The following is an 18,647-nucleotide window of genomic DNA, read 5'->3' as shown; positions in this document are numbered from 1 at the left end:
CGTTTCCAACCCCGTGTACCGCAGAACGATTTTTACAAGAATAGCCGCCCATTCTTGATCCAATCCTTGGTTAAAATCACCTTGCGATAATCAATAGTATTCATAATTATACAACTGCATAACAATGGCATTTCATGGATTGGAAATGATAACCCAAGGTCGGAAATTCACGCGTCAATCCGCCGAATCTCGACGTGAAGCCCTGATTCAGGCGACGTTGGACCTGATTGCGGAGATAGGTTTACACGGCGCAACTGTCCGCGAAATTGCCGCTCGCGCAAACGTTACGCAGGGATTGATCCGGCATTATTTCTTATCGAAAGAAGAACTGATTCAGGCCGCTTATGAACATCACATGAACGCTCTGACCGATCAAACAACAGCCGCGGCAGGTGATGGGACCGCGGTGTCTCAGCTAACCAATTTTGTGACTGCGTCACTACAGCCTCCGGTAGTTGATCCAGCTGCCATAGCGTTATGGGCCGGTTTTCTGAACCGGGTACTCCATGACCCCAAAATGCAGTGTATCCACCAACAGACCTATACCTATTTTCGCGACAAACTTGAGAAACTGATCGTCGCGGCATTGAACGAATCCGGACACACGGTCAAAGCATCCGAGGCAACTCAACTAGCGATCGCCTGCAACGCGGTACTTGATGGGCTTTGGCTTGAAGGTGGCGCCATCCCGGACGCTTTCTCTGATGGGCAACTAGCGCAGATTGGGCTGACAGCGATCAGTGCGATCATCAGAATTCCGTTAACCAAAGATATGAGGCAGCCTTGAGAACCACTGACGTAACTAAACGGCTCGCCAACTTGGGAGGGGCGAAATGGGGTGTACACCTGAAAGCACGAGAGCTTATCAAAACTGGTGCGGATATCGTCGAGATGACAATTGGCGAACCAGACGTCCCTGTTCCAGATACACTGATTGAAGCCACCGTATCTTCGCTAAGGGCTGCGCGCACTGGGTATTCCAATGGCCACGGTGAACCTGGTTTACTTACAGCGATTGCCGAACGCTACACAGCCAACCGAGGGCGAGTTTTTGAACCTGAGAATGTTTTGTGCTTCCCCGGAACCCAAACCGCATTGTTTGCAGTAATGGCCGGGGTGGCTCAGACCGGAGACGAGGTTCTTGTCGGGGACCCGATGTATGCGACTTACGAAGGGGTTATTCGCGCGTCTGGCGCTGACGTGGTGCCCGTTCCGCTTCGACCTGAATGCGGATTTCGCATGCAGGCGCAGGACATCGCGCCGCGGATAACATCGCGCAGTCGCGCGATTTTACTAACCACACCACACAACCCCACAGGTGCAATTCTGACCGAGGCAGACATTGCCGAGATTGGACAATTGGCGATCAAACATGATTTGTGGATTATCTCAGACGAAGTCTATGAAGAACTCGTCTATGAAGGCGCGAGATTTGTTTCGCCATTAGCTATGTCGAATCTGGCTGATCGCGTTATCGCGGTTTCTTCGATCTCGAAATCACATGCGGCCCCGGGGTTCCGCAGCGGTTGGTGTGTCGGACCCGTCTCATTTTGTGAGGCTTTGCTACCTTTTTCCGAAACCATGCTGTTCGGGAACCAGCCTTTTATTGCAGACATGACAGAACTAGCGATCCGAAGCGGATCCGAAGTGGCCCCTGATATGGCTGAACGATTTGCGTCGCGCGCCACCCTGTTGGCCGAGCAACTGCGCGCCGAAACGAAGCTGACAGTGCACCGGCCAGAGGCAGGGATGTTTGCACTTATCAACGTCTCAGCCACTGGTCTAAACGGAGAGGCCTACGCCTGGGACCTATTGCAAGCTGGCGTGGCCGTCATGCCCGGATCAGCCTTTGGCGACGGCTTGAACGATTGGGTACGTGTCGCGCTGACTATCAGTGATGCCAAATTTTCCATTGCGGTCAGCCGTATTGTGGACCACGCTAATTTGTTAACCTGCGAACGCATCGGAGCAAGGCACGCTTAGACGCCGCATTTGAAAAAATGTTCATGACAGCATAGCTCTAAAGCGGTTGGTCTTAGGTGGTTCTACAAGTTTGATTTAGCCCCAACAGATAGGACTATGTCACTTGAATTGGTCTCGGCTGCGGCCAGAGGGCACGTGATCACCCATACATTTGACATAAAATGGGACGCGCAGAGCCTACGCGGTTCACTCCGAATAATGACTGCGCCGGCAACTCAATTGCAGTATCCGATGCTTTGCCGCTTAAGCCTTCCGGCGCGGCGACAATTTGACCAAGTAATTTTGTCGGATTTGCTTGCATCTCCTGCCAAATCATCTAATTGACTATTTCAGTCGGGTAAGCACCCGCACCGAATTCTAATGTTGGGACACATCATGCTGAAATCCTCCACATGTATCGCCGTCGCCTTGACGGCTCTGATCTCCACCTCGGCTGCAGCCGAAGGTGAGCTGAACCTTTATTCTTCGCGCCACTATGACACTGATGAGCGCCTGTATTCTGACTTCGAAGACGCCACCGGCATCACCATCAACCGCATTGAAGGCAAAGCAGATGAGTTGATCGCGCGGATGGAAGCTGAAGGTGCGAATTCACCTGCCGATATCCTTCTAACAGTCGACACGTCACGTCTGGCCCGCGCCAAGAATGCTGGTATTCTGCAGCCCATCGAAAGTGCAGTGCTGGAAGAACGCATCCCGGCCAATCTGCAGGATCAGGACAATCAGTGGTACGGATTCTCGCAGCGCGCACGGATCATCTTTTACGACAAGGCCGACGTTGCCAATCCCCCAGCCACTTATCTGGAACTGGCCAAGCCAGAGTATGAAGGACTGATCTGTATACGGTCGTCAAGCAACACTTATAACCAGACACTTTTGGCGTCGATCATCACCAACCACAGTGCGGAAGAAGCCAAGAAATGGGCCGAAGGCGTTGTCGCCAATATGGCCCGCGAGCCACAGGGCGGTGACACCGACCAGCTGCGCGGTATCGTTTCCGGCGAGTGTGAGATCGCTGTTTCAAACTCCTACTACTTTGCTCGTGCTATGCGCAAAGACGTAAAAGGCCTGAGCGCAGATATCGATATGATCGGCGTGCAGTTCCCGGCTCAAGACGCCGAGGGCGCTCATATGAATCTGTCGGGCGCAGGTGTCGCGGTGAACGCGCCGAACAAAGAGAACGCCATCAAGTTCCTCGAATATCTCGCAAGCGATCAGGCCCAGGTATATTTTTCAAACGGAAACGATGAGTTTCCAGCGGTCGAAGGTGTAGCACTGGCCGACAACGTTGCAGCGTTGGGTAATTTCAAAGCGGATGAGGTGAACCTTTCGGAAGTCGCCAAGAACATCCCCGAGGCCCAAAAAATCTTTAATGAGGTTGGCTGGAAGTAAGTTATCTGGCAACCCGAGCAGTTAAGGGCGCGGATATTCCGCGCCCTTTTTTGTTGCGCACTACATTATTTTTGGCATAATTCTCAATTATGAAACTGATTCCCATATTTGATCAATGCTAGACAACCTCTCAAACCGCCTTGCAAAACGTCTGAGCGAGCTGCGTCAGGGCCGTGGCTGGTCGCTTGAACAACTGGCGGACCAAAGCGGTATCAGCCGAGCCACCCTTTCGCGGATGGAAAATGGTGATGTTAGCCCAACCGCCGAAACCCTTGGACGTTTATGTGCGGCTTACAGCTTGCCGATGTCGCGCTTGTTGATGATGGTCGAGGACAGTTTCGACCCTAAGGTGCCTTTTGAAAAGCAACCCGAATGGCACGACGCCGAAAGCGGTTTTACGCGCCGGTCGGTCTCGCCTCCGGCGACGGGGCTCAGCGGTGAAGTGATGGAGGGCCATCTGCCCCGCGAAACCGTCATAAACTACGAGACACCACCCAAACCGGGGCAGGAACATCATCTGATTGTTCTGGACGGCGAATTGGCGCTGACAGTAGACGGAGTGCGCCACGCACTCAGCGGCGGCGACTGTCTGCGCTATCACTTGTCCGGACCCACGCGGTTTGAAACCGGGGCGAAACGAGGCGCGCGTTATCTGCTGGTGCTAATATGATCTCGCGCTTGTCCGAGGCCTTTTTCGATGCCGCACTGGAGGATTTGTCGGATATCCTTCATCGGTGCGTGCATACCGGTTCCAGCATAGGTTTCATCCTGCCATTTTCACACGAAGCCGCCCTTACTTATTGGCGGGATCGGGTGCGCCCCGGCCTGCGCCAAGGCACGCTCGATCTGTTCGTTGCCTATGGTGATGGACGCATTCAAGGTACAGTGCAATTGATTCAAGCCACAATGCCAAACCAGCCCCATCGTGCAGATGTTGCCAAACTGCTGGTCCACCCCGATGCGCGCCGCCGTGGGCTGGGACGCGCCCTGATGACCGCTTTGGAAGCACGGGCGGTTGAACTGGAAAAATCCTTACTGGTTCTGGATACCCGTAGCTCCGATCCTTCACGGGTATTGTACCAGTCGCTGGGTTTTCAAATCTCTGGCGAAATTCCGAACTATTGCCGCAACCCGTTCGAAAATCGACTGGAACCCACAACCTATATGTTTAAGGACCTGAGCTTATTACCGGTCGTCAAAACAGTCGGTTAAATCTCAAAAACTCAACCCGGTGCCCTTCAGGCAAGTTCGCGATCTCTGCCGGGATTACCGCCAACCCGTCGGACTGCGCCAGCAATGCCACCCGCCCGCTGTAGGATGCCGCCAGACATCGCAACTGCGGAGTCCCCTCTGGTGATGTGCCTTCAATCCGCACCGGCCGATATTCCTGCCTACCTGCTTGGCGTTGCAATGGCTCTGCCAGAACAGCTTGCTCGCTTACCGGCTGAGTGTGGCTCAATCCTGCCTTCCGCGCCATTATGTGCGACCCGATGATCTGCCATGTGACATAAGCAGATACTGGATTGCCCGGTAGCCCAACATATAGCGCATCCCCACGGCGCCCGAACATGATTGGCTTGCCCGGCTTCATTGCCACCTTCATCACATCAGTCTCACCGCCAATTTCCTTGAACAGGCGAGGCATATGATCTTCATCCCCCACCGAAACGCCACCTGTGGTGACGATTAGATCAGACGTTTCACAAGCCTCCTCCAACACGCGCTTCAGAAGTTTGGGGTCATCTTCGATCTGGCCGCAATCCGTTAAATCAATCCACGGCTTGTTCAACAAAGCCAACAGCATATACCGATTGGAGTTGTAAATCTGGCCGGGGCCCAGCACTTCATCCGGCTCGCGCAACTCACTGCCAGTCGAAAAAATTGTCACCCTTAGTTTGCGATATACCTTGACGCGCCCGTGACCAGAAGACGCCAGTACGGCAGCTTCGCGCGCCGTAATCTCACATCCGCGGGACAGAATCTGGGTCCCGACCTGTAAATCCTCGCCCGTGCGGCGTATGTGTTGACCGGGCTTGGGCCGACGAGAAAATCGGACGCGGTCTGCGATTACACTGCAGTCCTCTTGCATAAGAACGGCATCAAACTCCGTTGGAACCGGAGCGCCGGTAAAAATACGCAAGGCGCTGCCCACTGGTGCGTTGTGCATTCCGCTATCACCGGCGGCCATTCGCCCGCCTATCGGCAATTCAAACTCAGTCCCTTCGTCCAGATCACCAGTCCGAATGGCGTATCCATCCATGGCCGAATTGTCGAAGGCTGGCATGTCGACCCTACTGTAACACTCCTCGGCCAGAACACGCCCGATCGCTTGCTGCAGCGGTAAGGATTCAGTGTTACCAACTGGGTGCGCGATCGACAGGCCAAGGGTTAAGGCCGCATCCACGGTTTGATATATGAGAGCATTACGGTCACAATCACACCCATCAGCCATTTTGAGCCCTCTTAATCCATTACTCCGATCGCTCTGGCAGGCCAGAGAACGACGTGGCGAATTTAAAGAGCGATGAATTGCAGTTCTTTGATCGAGGTTAAATCTGCAATGAATTCGAGATCAGCTATTTTGCCTCTGAAAGTGGGCTGTGTGCCAAGCCGACCCAATCATACTAGCTCTGCAGTTCGCGATTCTGGCGGGTCAATCAAATTCGGACTCGCGCAAATTTGCCTACGCCCGAGGTTTTGACCGCTATACATCAATATCCAACGCCAGCGCATGGATACGCGGCACGATGTCTCCCAACGCTTTATGAACCGCGCGATGGCGGGCAACACGAGACTGGCTAGCGAAGGCTTCAGACCGGATGCGAACGTTGAAATGGCTCTCTCCACCCTCTTGATAACCTGCATGACCGCGGTGGCTTTCGCTGTCATCGACTACATCAAGCTCAGTCGGATCAAATGCTGCCTGCAATCGGTTACGGATTTCGTCGGTCACGCTCATTTTTTTGCTCAACGGCAAATAAATTGCCGTTCCCCTCTTCTACTTTCAGCTGCTTAGATTAAACTGCTGCCTCCGAGTCGAAAAGATGCCTTCGTGAGGTTGTGCAGATGGTAAAGTCAGATCCCTTCGGGTTCGATATGTCCGTGTCCAGCGCTAAGAAAAAGAAGCCGCGCGGGCGCCGAGGCATGTCGGGTGCGTCCGAAACTTCGGTGCGAATCTGCGATCACGAGGGTTGCGAAGAGGCCGGCAAGTTCCGCGCGCCCAAGGCACCGGATGTTCTGGATGATTTTTTCTGGTTCTGCCAGCAACACGTGCGCGAATATAACCAGAAATGGAATTTCTTCGACGGCACCACCGAGGCCGAGTTGAATGCACAGCGCTCGAAGGACAAAGTGTGGGAGCGTGAGACCAAACCTATGGGTGACCCCGAAGCACGAGCATGGGCACGCCTGGGCATCGAGGACCCGCATCAGGTTCTAGGCGAAAACGCCACCAAGAACCCCGGCCGTGCCAACTCTGGCGGCCGGCGCCTACCCCCCACCGAACGTCGCGCGATCGAGATTCTCGAAGCTCAGGACAGCTGGTCCAAGGCTGAAATCCGGAAGGCTTATAAGAAACTGATCAAGGTGCTGCACCCCGACATGAACGGTGGTGACCGGTCGCAGGAAGAACAGTTGCAAGAGGTCGTCTGGGCTTGGGACCAAATCAAGGACAGCCGCAGCTTCAAGTAAGGTTATGCGGGAGCGGTTCGGCTTGGTTCACGAATAATGATTGTTTCGCGACATTTTCCGATTCCCGGATACATGCTGTTTGTAGGATCAATCCACTTGTAGAACGTCGCCAAATCGGGTCTGGCGGCGTAGAGGTGCCAGACATTGTGTTCGGCTGGGTACTCAGCGCCGCGTTTGCTTGCTTATCATGGATGGCACGGGCAAGCCACTCGCCGTATCGCAAAGCTCTACGCCTTAGCAGCACACAGTAAAATCCGCTTCATAATAACCAGACAGGTTCACCGGACGGCCACTTACGCATTGATTCAATTAAAAATCGAACGCCGTCTGGACCGGCGGGGAATATGGATCGATCATTTCTTCGCCTTCGCTATCGCGCTTAATCGGTCTTACGCTGTGAAATGCGAAGCGACCCTCGTAACCTGCTCCTAGCGATTTCTGAGCGTCCTGAGGTGTCGTTACCCCCGACAACCAGCTTTCAATCTCATCAGGCGTCAGGATGACCGGCATACGACTGTGAATATGGGCAATCTGCGGGCTTGGCTGACGGGTTAGAATCGAACAATTGTGACTTCCGTCTTGTGTTCGAACAAAACCGGCGAAGAACATGGTAGGTGCGTTGCGCTTGACCGTAATAAAGACCGGGCAATCATGGCCCTGGTCTTTTGGCCACTCATAGTACCCCAACGCCGGGATCAAGCAGCGGCCGTTGTCCCAGTAATCTTGCCAGAAACTTACATTTTCAATCTTCGAGTTTATGACGGGCTTCGCGCTACGCGGGTCCTTCAACTGCCAGCGTGCGGTTGTCAGTTCTGCGGTACCATTCGCCCACCGGATCATGCCGATCTGATTGGTCGGGGAAACATTATAACCGCCTGTTGGCAACTGGTCGGGCAAATGAGGCGAAACTTTTCCGTAGAGAAAATTCTCGAGTATCGCCAACATCTCGCGCTGCGTCAGGTGACCGGCTGCAAACTTACCACACATGGTACGATGGTATTGGGTGGCGATAATCGGGGCAAGTGGGTAGCTTACCCTCAAGCATTCTACAGATCACGAATCCAAAACTGCAGTGGTTTTTGGTTTTTAAACTCCTCGCCCACATCCTTCCACGAGAACTGCGCTACCACCCCCGGTAACGGCGTGTATCCCCGCGCGCGCCAGAAGGTATCAAGCGGACGGTAATCGGCGGGTCGCATCGGGTGGTTATCGGGGCGCTGGACGCTGCAGAAGGTGCATTTGGTGAAGCCCAACGCACGCGCATGTTGCTCGCGCAGGTCAAAGAACTTATGCCCTACGCCTTGTCCTCGGTAGCGCGGCAACAACACGGATTCTGCGCAGTAGAAGATGTTTGAAAGGTCCAGATCCGTCTCCGCAAAGGCTGCGGCGAAGTCGTCAGCATGATCGGTCAGGGGTGCCCCGGTCGAGGCGCCGACCAACCTGTCGCTATCAAAGGCACCGACAACGATGGCCCTGTCACTATCCCGATAGGATCGCAGGTATTCCCGTTCATAGGCCAAATCGCCATCATAGAGATATGGCCAGACCCGGAACACCTCGATCCGCAGGCGCGCCACATCGTCCAGCGCAGCCTCAAGTGCCGCTCCGGTCAAGGGGCGGACATCCGTGATCTCAGCCATTCGAAACCTGTTTGGTCCAGTCAGCAAGATTGTAGTAGGTCGTCACGCGTGTGATCTTACCATCCCTGAGGTCAAAGAACGAACCCGCAGGCAGGCGATAGGTCTGGCCATGCGCATCAGGCAACCCCTCATCGGTTTCCAGATAGGTGCCGTTGACGATAAACTCGGCGGCGGCGCGGGCGCCGTGCTCGGTCTCGAAGATCACAATATCGGTCAGGTTCTCGCGGTAGCAACGGTTCATATGGGCGCAGAAGGCGGCAAATTTCTCTTTGCCGACGCGTATCTGACCTTCGTTCACATGATGGGCCACGTCATCGGAGAGGCAGGCCAACATGCCTTCCACATCACCCGCATTGAAGGCATCAAAATAGGTTTTTACAGTCGGGTTCATGATCACTCCGTCGGTTCGCCCCAGCGGTCTTTCAGATGCGAGATGATCTGATCGCGGGTCTGTCGATAGTGACGTAGCTTTTCCTCGCGGGATTCGCCTAATCCGGTAGGGTCCATAATTGGCCAATAATCGACATCGAGGTGAAAAAACCGGGTCAGTTCCAGCGCCTTTCTCTGGCTGGCTGGCGATAGGGCCACAATCAGGTCAAACGAGCTGAGATCGTCGCCCCATTCCTCCATCTCGTCGAATGATCGCGAACGGTGGCGGGACAACTCGACTTCGATCTCCTGACAGACAGCTATGCAGAAGCCGTCGATATCAAGATCACCGTGGACACCTGCGGATTGCACATAGGTGCCAGTCCCATAAAATTTCTTCATGATGCCTTCGGCCATGGGGGACCGAACCGAATTGTGGTCGCAACAGAACAGAATGGACTGCGGCAGAGACGTCACCCGTCAGCCTCCGAAATGCAGCACGCAGATCAGCGTGAACAGGCGGCGGGCGGTGTCGGTGTCGATATCGGCTTTGCCTTCCAGCCGTTCCTGTAGCACGCGGCTACCTTCATTGTGGATTCCGCGCCGGGCCATATCGATGGTTTCGATCTGACTGGGCGGCAGGTTCTTCACCGCGTTAAAATAGCTCTCGCAAATCTGGAAGTAGTCTTTGACCACTTGGCGGAACGGCCCCAGCGACAGATGAAACTCAGCCGCCTTCTCGCTCGCCTCGGTTTCAATGTCGAATACCAGACGTTTGTCGCGGATTGACAGTTGCACGTGGTATGGCCCGTCCGGGGTTGCCCGGTCGTCGCGTGAAGGAAGGGTGAACGAATTCTCTTCAAGCAGATCATAGATGGCGACCTTGCGCTCCTGCTCGATTTCGGGGGTCGGCGGGGGTAGGTTCCGGTCATCCAGTTCGATATGCGAGATACGGGTCATCTTAACAGTCACAATCCTTACGTCTGCACAGACCTATAACAACGGATTTCAATGGGCAACGCACAGAAGTGGCATCGCCTCAAGTCCTTGCGTCACATCAACCGTTCAACCGGTTCAGGCGTGCCGTAACCGATAATCCGTGCGCCTCAAGGCTTTCCGACTTCGCAAGCATTTCGGCTGCCGGACCGATGATGCGGAGAGCCTCAGGCGTCATTTGGCTGAGCGTGGTTCGTTTGAGGAAATCCATCACGCTGAGTCCTGACGAAAATCGCGCCGAACGCGCGGTTGGCAGCACATGATTAGGGCCGCCGACATAGTCGCCGATGGCTTCGGGCGTATACTGGCCGAGGAAGATGGCACCTGCGTGGATGGTTTTCTGGCTCAGAGCCTCTGGGTCGGACACGCAGAGTTCCAGATGCTCGGGGGCGATACGATTGGACAGTGCAGCGGCCTCATTCAGATCACGTACGGTGATCACCGCGCCGAAATCACGCCAACTGGCACCTGCGATGGTACGGCGCTGCAGGGTCTCAAGACGTTTCTCGACGGCTTGGGCAACGGCCTCACCAAAACCGGCGTCGTCAGTAATAAGTATCGATTGCGCGCTTTCGTCATGCTCGGCCTGGCTGAGCAGGTCCAAAGCGACCCAGTCGGGGTCGTTGTCCCTGTCGGCAATGACCAGAATTTCCGAGGGACCGGCGATCATGTCGATGCCAACTTTGCCGAACACGCGGCGTTTGGCAGCAGCAACAAAGGCATTGCCCGGCCCGGTGATCTTGTCGACCGGCGCAATGGACTCGGTGCCATATGCCAGCGCGGCCACGGCCTGCGCACCTCCGATACGATAGATTTCATCCACACCCGACAGCTGCGCCGCCAGCAGGACCAACGGGTTCGCCTGACCATCAGGCGTGGGAACGACGATGGCCAGCCGGTCCACGCCCGCCACCTTCGCGGGAATTGCGTTCATCAAAACCGACGACGGGTATGACGCCAATCCGCCCGGCACATAGAGCCCCGCAGCCGACACCGCGGACCAGCGCCAGCCGAGCGTCGCCCCGGCCTCATCCGTCCACCGATGGTCCTCGGGCATCTGTTTTTCGTGGTAGGCCCTGATGCGGTCAGCCGCCAGTTCCAGCGCTGCGCGATCCTCTGGCGTAACCCGTGCGACGGCTTCAGCGATCTCATCTGCAGAGAAGGCCATGGTCTCGGGCGTCAGCTCGAGACGGTCGAATTTCGCGGTCAGCTCAATCACAGCCGCATCGCCTCGGACCAGCACATCGTCGATGATTTGTGCCACGACCGCGTCCACATCGGGGCTGTCCTCGCGTTTTGCGGATAGCAGCGACTGAAAAGCGGGCTCGAAATCAGCTGCAGTCGTATCGAGGAAAACGGGCATGTAGGGTACTCCGAAGGCGTTTCAACGGGTCTTATCGCCAGGACCGCGTGGCCTCAACCCTTAGCCCACTGGATGCAGCGATTTGCGCATCGGATATTGCGGAATGCCGTTCCATTCGGTGGGGTCTCCAGCCTCCTGCCAACCCTGCGCGACATAGAACCTATGCGCGGTTTTGGTCGCACGCAAATGCGCCTCTGTGCAGCCTTGCGCGCGCAATTCATCCTGCAACCGATGCAGAAGAGTTGCGCCAATTCGTTGCCCAGAGTGATCTGGATCGACATAGAGTAATGAAATCTCACCCTCTGCACGCAGTCCGCCAACCGCTACAACCTCCTCCCCTTTTGTCGCGACCCACAGAGAGGCTCCGGCATCGATCCAGTCTCGGATCGCAGCCGGATCCTTGTTGGCGGTCCATAGGGCAAGCTTCATGGGGTCATCCCGATGATCCGCCTGACACAGATCGCAGATCGAACGGGTCAGAGTCCGGCTCATGCCGAACACATCAAAAACAGTTGCGGGTCGTAATCCTAGACCCTCAGATGGGTTCGAAAACGCCTGAGCGATGCCACGTTTATTGTTCACTCGGGGTGCTGCGGAGCCTGGCCCGAGGGCGCGATGTATGGGCGAGTAACGTCCTTGAGCGTAACGTCTATTGCCTCGACTGACAGCCGGATCGCGCCATCGCCAGCGAGCGTCAGCAACACCTGACCGGCGCCATCTTCTGCGGGCTCGAATTCAACCGACAACAGGGACAGGATCATATCCTTATCGCTGCGGTCGATACCTTGGCTGGCCACGGACAAAACGGAATCAAACACCAATACTGCCTGCACTCGTTCGAATGCACGACCTCGCCGGGCAGCGGCATCTTTGTCTTCCCACCGAAAGCGATTCAGCAACAAGGCTAAGCGACGCTCGGACGGGCGCCATGTAATCTCGGTGACCGGAAAAATCGCGTCCTGCGTCAGGGTCGCGATAACCTGCAGGTCATCAGCATCCTCGGCCCCAAGGTTCAGCGGTGCCTCGCGGCCGTCTTTGAAACTCGCGTCTGTCATTGACCCTTAATCCGTTCGATCTTTGCGCCCACGCCTTCCAGCTTGCGCACCACATGTTCATATCCGCGATCCAGATGATAGACCCGGCTGACCACCGTTTCACCTTCCGCCGCCAATCCGGCAAGGATCAACGAGACCGAAGCCCGCAGATCGGTCGCCATCACCGGCGCGCCTTTCAAGCGCTCAACCCCGGTGACGGTGGCCGTGCCACCATGCACCTCGATATTGGCACCCATGCGCACCAATTCGGGGGCGTGCATAAATCGATTTTCAAAGATGCGTTCCTCAAGCACCGAAGTTCCCTCGGCTGTGCACATCAGCGCCATCATCTGCGCCTGCAAATCAGTCGGAAATCCGGGGAACGGTTCGGTAACAACATCAACCGAGCTTACGCGCCCGTTCTTGCGCGTCACTTTCAGGCCTTTGTCGGTCTCTGCCACACTGACCCCTGCCGCATCCAACTTGGCAGCAAAACTTTCGACCAGCCGCATACGGCCACCTAACAGCTCGACCTCGCCTCCGCAGATCGCAGGGGCCAGCATATAAGTGCCTAACTCGATCCGGTCGGTAACCACCTGATGGGTGGCACCGCGCAGCCGGTCGACACCTTGGATTTCGATGGTCGAACTACCCTCACCGGAGATTTGCGCGCCCATCTTGCGCAGGCATTCTACCAGATCGACAATCTCAGGCTCGCGCGCAGCGTTCTTGAGTACAGTCGTACCCTTGGCCAGCGTGGCGGCCATGACGATATTCTCAGTCGCACCAACCGAGGCAAATCGCATTTCGTGCACGGCACCTTTCAGACCACCGGGTGCCTTGGCGTGTAGATAGCCATCTTTCAATTCGATTTCGGCACCCAGCGCCTCTAACCCTTCGACATGCAAATCCATCGGGCGCGCGCCGATCGCGCAGCCACCGGGCAACGAGACAACCGCCTGCCCAAACCGCGCAAGCAAGGGACCGAGCACCAGATTCGAAGCGCGCATCTTACGAACGATGTCATAATCAGCAACATGGCTGGTCAGACTGTGGCTCGACATCGCAATCACCTGCCCATCCTGCAATGCGGACACTTCAGCCCCAAGAGATTGAAGCAAAGCGGTCATTGTCTTGATGTCACTAAGGCGCGGCGCATTGGTCAGCGTCAGCGGTTCTTCGCTGAGCAACGTCGCAGGCATTAACGTCAGACACGCGTTCTTCGCCCCTGCAATGGGAATCTGCCCACTCAGCGGGCCGTTGCCCGTCACCAGAATCGAATCCATCTGCTCTTATCCCTCGTCCTTGTCGGCCTTGTCCCCGGACGCTGCCCGCGCTTTCGCCTGTGCCTTACGCCGCGCCATATTCGCCTTCAGAGCCGCCTTCAAACGGTCCTCGCGCGTTTCCCCGGATTTGCCGTGTTTTTTGGGTGAATTTTTGTCTGCCATTGTCTTTCTCTACAGCAGTGGAAAAAAACCGTCCAGACACCCTTGCGCCGCGTTTCGTTTGAGTCTAATCACCCGCCCACAGCGCTGCTGTAGCTCAGAGGTAGAACACTCCCTTGGTAATGGGTGGGTCCATTCCAAAATTGAGTGTTCGAACATCGAGTTAGCAGCGTGGAGGAAAAATTAGTAGGGCATTAGTAGGGCATTTGCTCGCGAGCCCGAAAAAACGGTAAGCTGCTGTAGCTCAGGGGTAGAGCACTCCCTTGGTAAGGGAGAGGTCCGGAGTTCAAATCTCCGCAGCAGCACCATAACCCTCAGAAATTAAAATGATTTTCACACCGCGTATGGTGCAGTATTTTTAGTCGGGGAACGCGTGTTCTCCGCTGCCTCCCAATTAATTTGGGCCGAGCTTACTACAGTACGTGCTGAGATTGATGGTCGTGGCTGAAAGGGCGTATAGTTAGCCCTTTGGCTCTTTCAAATCCAAGATACGTTTGGAGATGAGCTCAACAGGTTCACGCAACCTACAGTTTTAGAGGCTGCAGATCGAGTGGCTTCCAACGTGTGGAGAACTAAAGAGGAAGAAGTGCCTGCAAACTGAAAACGCCTTGAGCGCCCGGGCATTCGCTGAAAGGGTTAAACTTTCTTCGTCTGTTCCTAACGTTTGTCCTTCTGCCTTTTTGCTGCTCGCTCAGAAATTGAGGTAGCGTCCCGCTATGCTCCGGACCTACAAACGGGTCCCAGCCTCAACGGCAGCTCTGACCCAGAGCAGACACTAGCGAGATATGTGACTAAGACCAGGTTGCGGACAAAGCTGAGGTTCAACGAATCTTAGTGAAGGTCGGCTTATTGCGCAAACCAGTACAAAATTCACAGAACAGGTATCAGAGAAAGAACTCTGCCCGTTCAACTACCCAAACCATCGCGACCAGACTTGCGCACGCGGCAACGGCAGCGCGAGAGCTGATCCAGATACGGCCTGGTTGTTTACGCAGCAACAACACCAGGGGCCAGACCAATAGAACGATCATGACTTGTCCAGCCTCTACTCCAACATTGAAGGCCAGCAAGCTGTGCCAAACGTTTGGTGCATCAACTCGTAGAATTTGATGCTACATGAAGGAAAAACCAAACCCGTGCAGCAACCCAATCGCGGACGTGATGGAAAAAGCCTTCAGGTCGCCGTGTCCTTTCTCTGGTGGCCAAACCGCCATCGCAGCAGCGTAGATAATTGAAAGTGCTATTGCCAACTCGACAGTTGGGATGAACCACGCTCCGCTCGGCGCGAAGCCAAAAAAACCCAAAATCAGTGTTATCGTGTGGCCCAATGTAAACCCTGTGACGCGGGCTAATAGGCTGTGTAAGTTCAATGCACCGATGATCATGCAAAGCACAAACAGAACGTGATCGGGACCTTCCAAAATATGCCGAATGCCTTCGACAAAGAAGGTCGAAGCGGCCGCGGTCGCTGATCCGGAAACTTCGACCGGGGTATGCATCAGGCCCCGCGCACGAAATGTCCGAACATCCTGCCCGTTACTGTTCGAAGATGAATGCCATTTCGATCTGATTTGGGCTGTTGATAAACTGCCCAATTTCCACACCAGTTTCTTGCGCGGGAATGACCGGCGGCATGACCTACCATGCAATCAGGGGATCAGATGCTGCCGGCGAGCCAGACAGCCATTTTCTTGTCTGCGTATCTTCCGGTTACGTGGCGTAGCTTAAGTGCGTGATTCGATGCAGAGGGGGTAGTCGGAGATGGGCGACGCCAAATACCGAAATGATGCCGGGCGACCGCATCGCGACCGCCCGGCACAACAGCTTATTCAGCCGGTGCAGCGTGCTTTTGCCGCAATCCGTCGCGATACAGCGCCTTGGCAAGCGCCACGCACATCAGCCCCATCACCATCGTAAATGGCAATGCTCCGATGATCATCGCGTTTCGCAACGCGTCCATCGGGTTGTTCTCACCCGCAGCCAGGATCAGCGCACCGATCACAGCCGTCAGGATCAGACCCCAGATGATCTTGTGCTTGTTGCCGATATTCTGATCGCCACCCGACATGATGGTGTTCATCACCAGAATGCCCGAGTCCGCCGATGTGACCAGGAACGTCATGATCAATACGACGCACATCACGGTGATGCCGGACAGCAACCCGCCCGAAATCATCTCTTGCAGGGTTACAAACAGCTTGGCGGTGTTCGATGCACCGATGATGGCGCCTTCGGCCGTGCCGTTCAGTTCCAGATCGATCGCGGTGCCACCCAAAATGGTCATCCATGCAAAGCAGACCAGCGCTGGTGCGAATACACAGCCAACGATGAACTCACGAACCGAACGCCCTTTGGATATGCGCGCTAGGAACAGGCCCACGAAGGGCGAGAACGCGATCCACCAGGCCCAGTAGAACGTGGTCCAACCTGCCTGCCAACCAAACTGACGCCCGGGGTCACCAGCGGCATAGACCGAAGCGAGAACGGATTCAGGCAGGGCTGCGGCGTCGCCTTCAAGTCCTGATTTGAACCCGTCAAACGAACCCCAGGGGTTGGTTGCACCGCTGTACAGGGCATCGGCAAATGGGGCAGCTTCGCTTGGCAACGCTGCATCAAATGCTGCCGCTGACTGCGGGTTGAACGCGCCAAAGCTGAGCGAGATGAAATGCAGGATGTAGTCGATGAACGCCGTTGCATAGGTGGTCATTGCAAACAGGAACGACCCGAATACGACGAAGACCAGCAGCAGGATCAGAGACAACACTAGATTTAGGTTAGACAGATACTTAACGCCACGACCAACTCCCGATACAGCCGATATGATCGACAGGCCCATGATGACGATCAGACCCGCCAACAGACCTACTGTACTTGGCGTCGGCACTTCTCCGTTCAGATCCATGATCCATCCCATACCGGTGATGGCATAAAGACCGTCGATAAACTGTGATACGCCAAAACCTATCGTTACCGAGACACCCAGGATTGTTGCAACAACACCCAGAACGTCCACGACGTGGCCAAGAAAACCGTTCATCAGCTTACCGAACAAAGGTGTCAGCGCAGTGCGGATCGTTAGCGGCATGTTGCGCGTGTAGGCATAGTAGGCCAGCGACAAGCCCGTCACGACATAGATCGCCCAGGCATGAAACCCGTAGTGCAGGAAGGTATAACGATACCCGGACTGCAGTGCCTCTTCGGTATTACCAACTACCTGTTCGGCGATCACAACCGGATTTGACCCCCAAAGGCCCAGAGGCTCAGCGGTGGCAAATACCATAAGACCGACGCCCAGACCGGCGCCGAACATCATAGAAAACCACGAGAAATCCGAAAACTCCGGTTTTTCACCTTCCGGCCCCATGAGTCGTTTACCAGTTTGCGGCAGCGCAGCCACAACAAACAGGAAAAAGGCAAAGAAGCCGACGATGATGATATAGAAGGCGTTAAAGTCTTCCAGCAGGCGAGAGTTCAGGCTGCCAAGAACACCGTTTGCATTAGCAGGCCAGACCAATGCCCAGATCACCAGCGCGACCATGATTGACTTGCTGAGCAAGGCAATTTCAACGCTGTGGCCTTCGTAAAACCCACCCGAAGATCGCTTGATCTCCAGATCGGTAAAAGGATCCTTCATAGACATGTGATTCCTCCCTGTTCGCACGTGTCCCGATTTCCAGGTCATTCTCTTCTGGCACCCCGGATTTGCGCCACAAAGCCCTAAGTCAGCAGGGCCTCAATTTTGCTAAGTGTCGCTACGTTCACCGCAACGCCATCAGATTTAGCTGCCAGTCGCTTTGCACGGCGGCCATCTCCGGGCAAATGTGCGCCCTCTTGCGACCGGATCGCTTCGACAAGATCGACAATTCCTGTTGAAAATGCGTCATTCGCCGTCGCATTTGCGTCAATCGCAATAAAGAACTGCCCCGTCTTCGGCGGACCACCGGCCGTGCCAGAAAACGGAGAGGCGTGGATTCCCAAAGTCGCGCCGGTCAGAGCAGCAGCCAGAACTTCGGTCAGCAGCGCGATGCCAACACCTTTATAACCACCCGACGGCGCCATCGAACCCTTGAGGCCCACATTCGGATCAGTGGTTGGATTTCCTTCATCGTCCAGTGCCCAACCAACAGGGATCGGCCTGCCTTCACGCGCGTGTTTCATGACTTCGCTTTTGGCGATGGTGCTGGCGCTCTGGTCAATCAATAGGGCGGGCTGGCCGTCCGTGCCCGGAGCGGCGATTGAAAACGGATTGGTGCCGACCACCGGCTTGGCCCCGCCGGAGGGCGCAATTGAGGCCGGAGCGTTGGTGAAACCCAGACCAACCAGGCCGGCCTGCGCCAGACGATAAGTGTGATATCCAAGAACGCCGCAGTTATAGCTGTTTCTGATCGCCAGCGCCGCAATCCCCTGCGCGCGGGCAGCGGGGATCAAGGCGTCGAACCCGGCTTCAATGGCGGAATGCGCAAATCCGGTGGCAGCATCGACTGTAACGACGCCGGGGCGTGGCTGCGCCAGAACGGGCTGTGCCAGCCCATCAACCTTGCCGCATTGAACATGCTCACAGTAGATCGGGATATAGGCCAGACCATGGCTGGCAACCCCGTCAGCCTCGGTTGCCGCGGTCGCAACCGCCAAGGGACGCGCGTTTTCTTCGCTCGTCCCCGCAGCCACCAGCGCGCGAAAGGACAGGTCTTCAATTTCAGCAAGTGAAAGGGTGCGGGTTTCAATCATGTCTGTC

The 18,647-nt window shown here is 55.6% G+C and carries 20 protein-coding genes, 1 tRNA gene and 2 pseudogenes; 7 read left to right on the top strand and 16 right to left on the bottom strand.

Annotated features, from left to right (window positions below; genetic code table 11):
• The first annotated feature begins 124 nt into the window (after positions 1–124).
• The 5 genes from ACR0JR_RS14415 (at position 125) to ACR0JR_RS14395 (ending at position 4,587) form a co-directional block, all read left to right on the top strand.
• Positions 125–787, top strand: coding sequence for a TetR family transcriptional regulator C-terminal domain-containing protein (locus ACR0JR_RS14415; protein ID WP_170780736.1), 663 nt, complete (start codon positions 125–127; stop codon positions 785–787).
• Positions 784–1,983 carry a pyridoxal phosphate-dependent aminotransferase gene (locus tag ACR0JR_RS14410; RefSeq protein ID WP_480456718.1) on the top strand — a complete coding sequence of 400 codons (1,200 nt, stop codon included), beginning with the start codon at positions 784–786 and terminating at the stop codon, positions 1,981–1,983. The genes ACR0JR_RS14415 and ACR0JR_RS14410 overlap by 4 nt, the downstream gene beginning before the upstream one ends.
• Before the next feature lie 375 nt (positions 1,984–2,358).
• The gene (locus ACR0JR_RS14405) at positions 2,359–3,375 is read left to right on the top strand and encodes an extracellular solute-binding protein (RefSeq protein WP_480456717.1); all 1,017 of its coding nucleotides are present in this window, start codon (positions 2,359–2,361) and stop codon (positions 3,373–3,375) included.
• Positions 3,376–3,490: 115 nt separating this feature from the next.
• Positions 3,491–4,045 carry a helix-turn-helix domain-containing protein gene (locus ACR0JR_RS14400; protein WP_480456716.1) on the top strand — a complete coding sequence of 185 codons (555 nt, stop codon included), beginning with the start codon at positions 3,491–3,493 and terminating at the stop codon, positions 4,043–4,045.
• Entirely contained in the window at positions 4,042–4,587 is a 546-nt protein-coding gene (locus tag ACR0JR_RS14395; RefSeq protein ID WP_319545316.1) for a GNAT family N-acetyltransferase, read from the top strand. Before ACR0JR_RS14400 ends, ACR0JR_RS14395 begins: the two co-directional genes overlap by 4 nt.
• Here ACR0JR_RS14395 and ACR0JR_RS14390 read toward each other — a convergent pair.
• Together ACR0JR_RS14390 and ACR0JR_RS14385 are read right to left on the bottom strand one after the other, a co-directional pair.
• Positions 4,571–5,827 (bottom strand): molybdopterin molybdotransferase MoeA, encoded by a 1,257-nt coding sequence (locus ACR0JR_RS14390; RefSeq protein WP_480456715.1) that lies wholly within the window; start codon positions 5,825–5,827, stop codon positions 4,571–4,573. The two genes, ACR0JR_RS14395 and ACR0JR_RS14390, sit on opposite strands and share 17 nt — an antisense overlap.
• A 252-nt stretch (positions 5,828–6,079) precedes the next feature.
• Positions 6,080–6,334, bottom strand: coding sequence for a BolA family protein (locus ACR0JR_RS14385; RefSeq protein ID WP_170776227.1), 255 nt, complete (start codon positions 6,332–6,334; stop codon positions 6,080–6,082).
• A 107-nt stretch (positions 6,335–6,441) separates the two neighbouring features.
• Here ACR0JR_RS14385 and ACR0JR_RS14380 point away from each other — a divergent pair, with 107 nt between their 5' ends.
• Positions 6,442–7,065: a DnaJ domain-containing protein gene (locus ACR0JR_RS14380; protein WP_010441101.1), complete on the top strand. Its 624-nt coding sequence runs from the start codon at positions 6,442–6,444 to the stop codon at positions 7,063–7,065.
• A 2-nt stretch (positions 7,066–7,067) separates the two neighbouring features.
• Here the strand turns inward: ACR0JR_RS14380 and ACR0JR_RS14375 are convergent.
• The 11 genes and pseudogenes from ACR0JR_RS14375 to ACR0JR_RS14325 form a co-directional block, all read right to left on the bottom strand.
• Positions 7,068–7,238, bottom strand: a pseudogene (locus ACR0JR_RS14375) (hypothetical protein); the annotation flags it as partial.
• Between the two features lie 136 nt (positions 7,239–7,374).
• Positions 7,375–8,052, bottom strand: coding sequence for an SOS response-associated peptidase (locus tag ACR0JR_RS14370; protein WP_480456714.1), 678 nt, complete (start codon positions 8,050–8,052; stop codon positions 7,375–7,377).
• Positions 8,053–8,111: 59 nt separating this feature from the next.
• Positions 8,112–8,705, bottom strand: coding sequence for a GNAT family N-acetyltransferase (locus tag ACR0JR_RS14365; RefSeq protein ID WP_480456713.1), 594 nt, complete (start codon positions 8,703–8,705; stop codon positions 8,112–8,114).
• Entirely contained in the window at positions 8,698–9,096 is a 399-nt protein-coding gene (locus ACR0JR_RS14360) for a ketosteroid isomerase-related protein (protein WP_480456712.1), read from the bottom strand. Before ACR0JR_RS14360 ends, ACR0JR_RS14365 begins: the two co-directional genes overlap by 8 nt.
• Before the next feature lie 2 nt (positions 9,097–9,098).
• Positions 9,099–9,551, bottom strand: coding sequence for an arsenate-mycothiol transferase ArsC (locus tag ACR0JR_RS14355; protein WP_010441093.1), 453 nt, complete (start codon positions 9,549–9,551; stop codon positions 9,099–9,101).
• Positions 9,552–9,554: 3 nt separating this feature from the next.
• Entirely contained in the window at positions 9,555–10,034 is a 480-nt protein-coding gene (locus ACR0JR_RS14350; protein ID WP_170546521.1) for a UPF0262 family protein, read from the bottom strand.
• Between the two features lie 97 nt (positions 10,035–10,131).
• The gene (hisD, locus tag ACR0JR_RS14345; protein ID WP_480456711.1) at positions 10,132–11,433 is read right to left on the bottom strand and encodes a histidinol dehydrogenase; all 1,302 of its coding nucleotides are present in this window, start codon (positions 11,431–11,433) and stop codon (positions 10,132–10,134) included.
• Between the two features lie 60 nt (positions 11,434–11,493).
• On the bottom strand, positions 11,494–12,015 hold the full coding sequence (locus ACR0JR_RS14340; RefSeq protein WP_480456710.1) for a GNAT family N-acetyltransferase: 522 nt from the start codon (positions 12,013–12,015) through the stop codon (positions 11,494–11,496).
• Entirely contained in the window at positions 12,012–12,488 is a 477-nt protein-coding gene (locus ACR0JR_RS14335; RefSeq protein ID WP_480456709.1) for a DUF2948 family protein, read from the bottom strand. The genes ACR0JR_RS14340 and ACR0JR_RS14335 overlap by 4 nt, the downstream gene beginning before the upstream one ends.
• Positions 12,485–13,753, bottom strand: coding sequence for a UDP-N-acetylglucosamine 1-carboxyvinyltransferase (murA, locus tag ACR0JR_RS14330; RefSeq protein WP_170475993.1), 1,269 nt, complete (start codon positions 13,751–13,753; stop codon positions 12,485–12,487). The genes ACR0JR_RS14335 and murA overlap by 4 nt, the downstream gene beginning before the upstream one ends.
• 6 nt (positions 13,754–13,759) lie before the next feature.
• Positions 13,760–13,915 carry a hypothetical protein gene (locus ACR0JR_RS14325; RefSeq protein WP_480456708.1) on the bottom strand — a complete coding sequence of 52 codons (156 nt, stop codon included), beginning with the start codon at positions 13,913–13,915 and terminating at the stop codon, positions 13,760–13,762.
• 230 nt (positions 13,916–14,145) lie between these two features.
• On the opposite strand from ACR0JR_RS14325, the gene ACR0JR_RS14320 reads away from it, so the two are divergent.
• Positions 14,146–14,220 (top strand) — tRNA-Thr (locus ACR0JR_RS14320).
• 576 nt (positions 14,221–14,796) lie between these two features.
• Here ACR0JR_RS14320 and ACR0JR_RS14315 read toward each other — a convergent pair.
• The 3 genes and pseudogenes from ACR0JR_RS14315 to ACR0JR_RS14305 form a co-directional block, all read right to left on the bottom strand.
• Positions 14,797–15,411: pseudogene (locus ACR0JR_RS14315) on the bottom strand (HupE/UreJ family protein).
• Between the two features lie 326 nt (positions 15,412–15,737).
• Positions 15,738–17,552 (bottom strand): BCCT family transporter, encoded by a 1,815-nt coding sequence (locus ACR0JR_RS14310; RefSeq protein WP_010441063.1) that lies wholly within the window; start codon positions 17,550–17,552, stop codon positions 15,738–15,740.
• Between the two features lie 77 nt (positions 17,553–17,629).
• Positions 17,630–18,640: an Ldh family oxidoreductase gene (locus ACR0JR_RS14305; RefSeq protein WP_170771378.1), complete on the bottom strand. Its 1,011-nt coding sequence runs from the start codon at positions 18,638–18,640 to the stop codon at positions 17,630–17,632.
• Between the last annotated feature and the right edge of the window lie 7 nt (positions 18,641–18,647).

Source organism: Ruegeria sp. AA3 (assembly GCF_056542905.1).
This window is presented reverse-complemented; position numbering and strand designations above follow the sequence as displayed.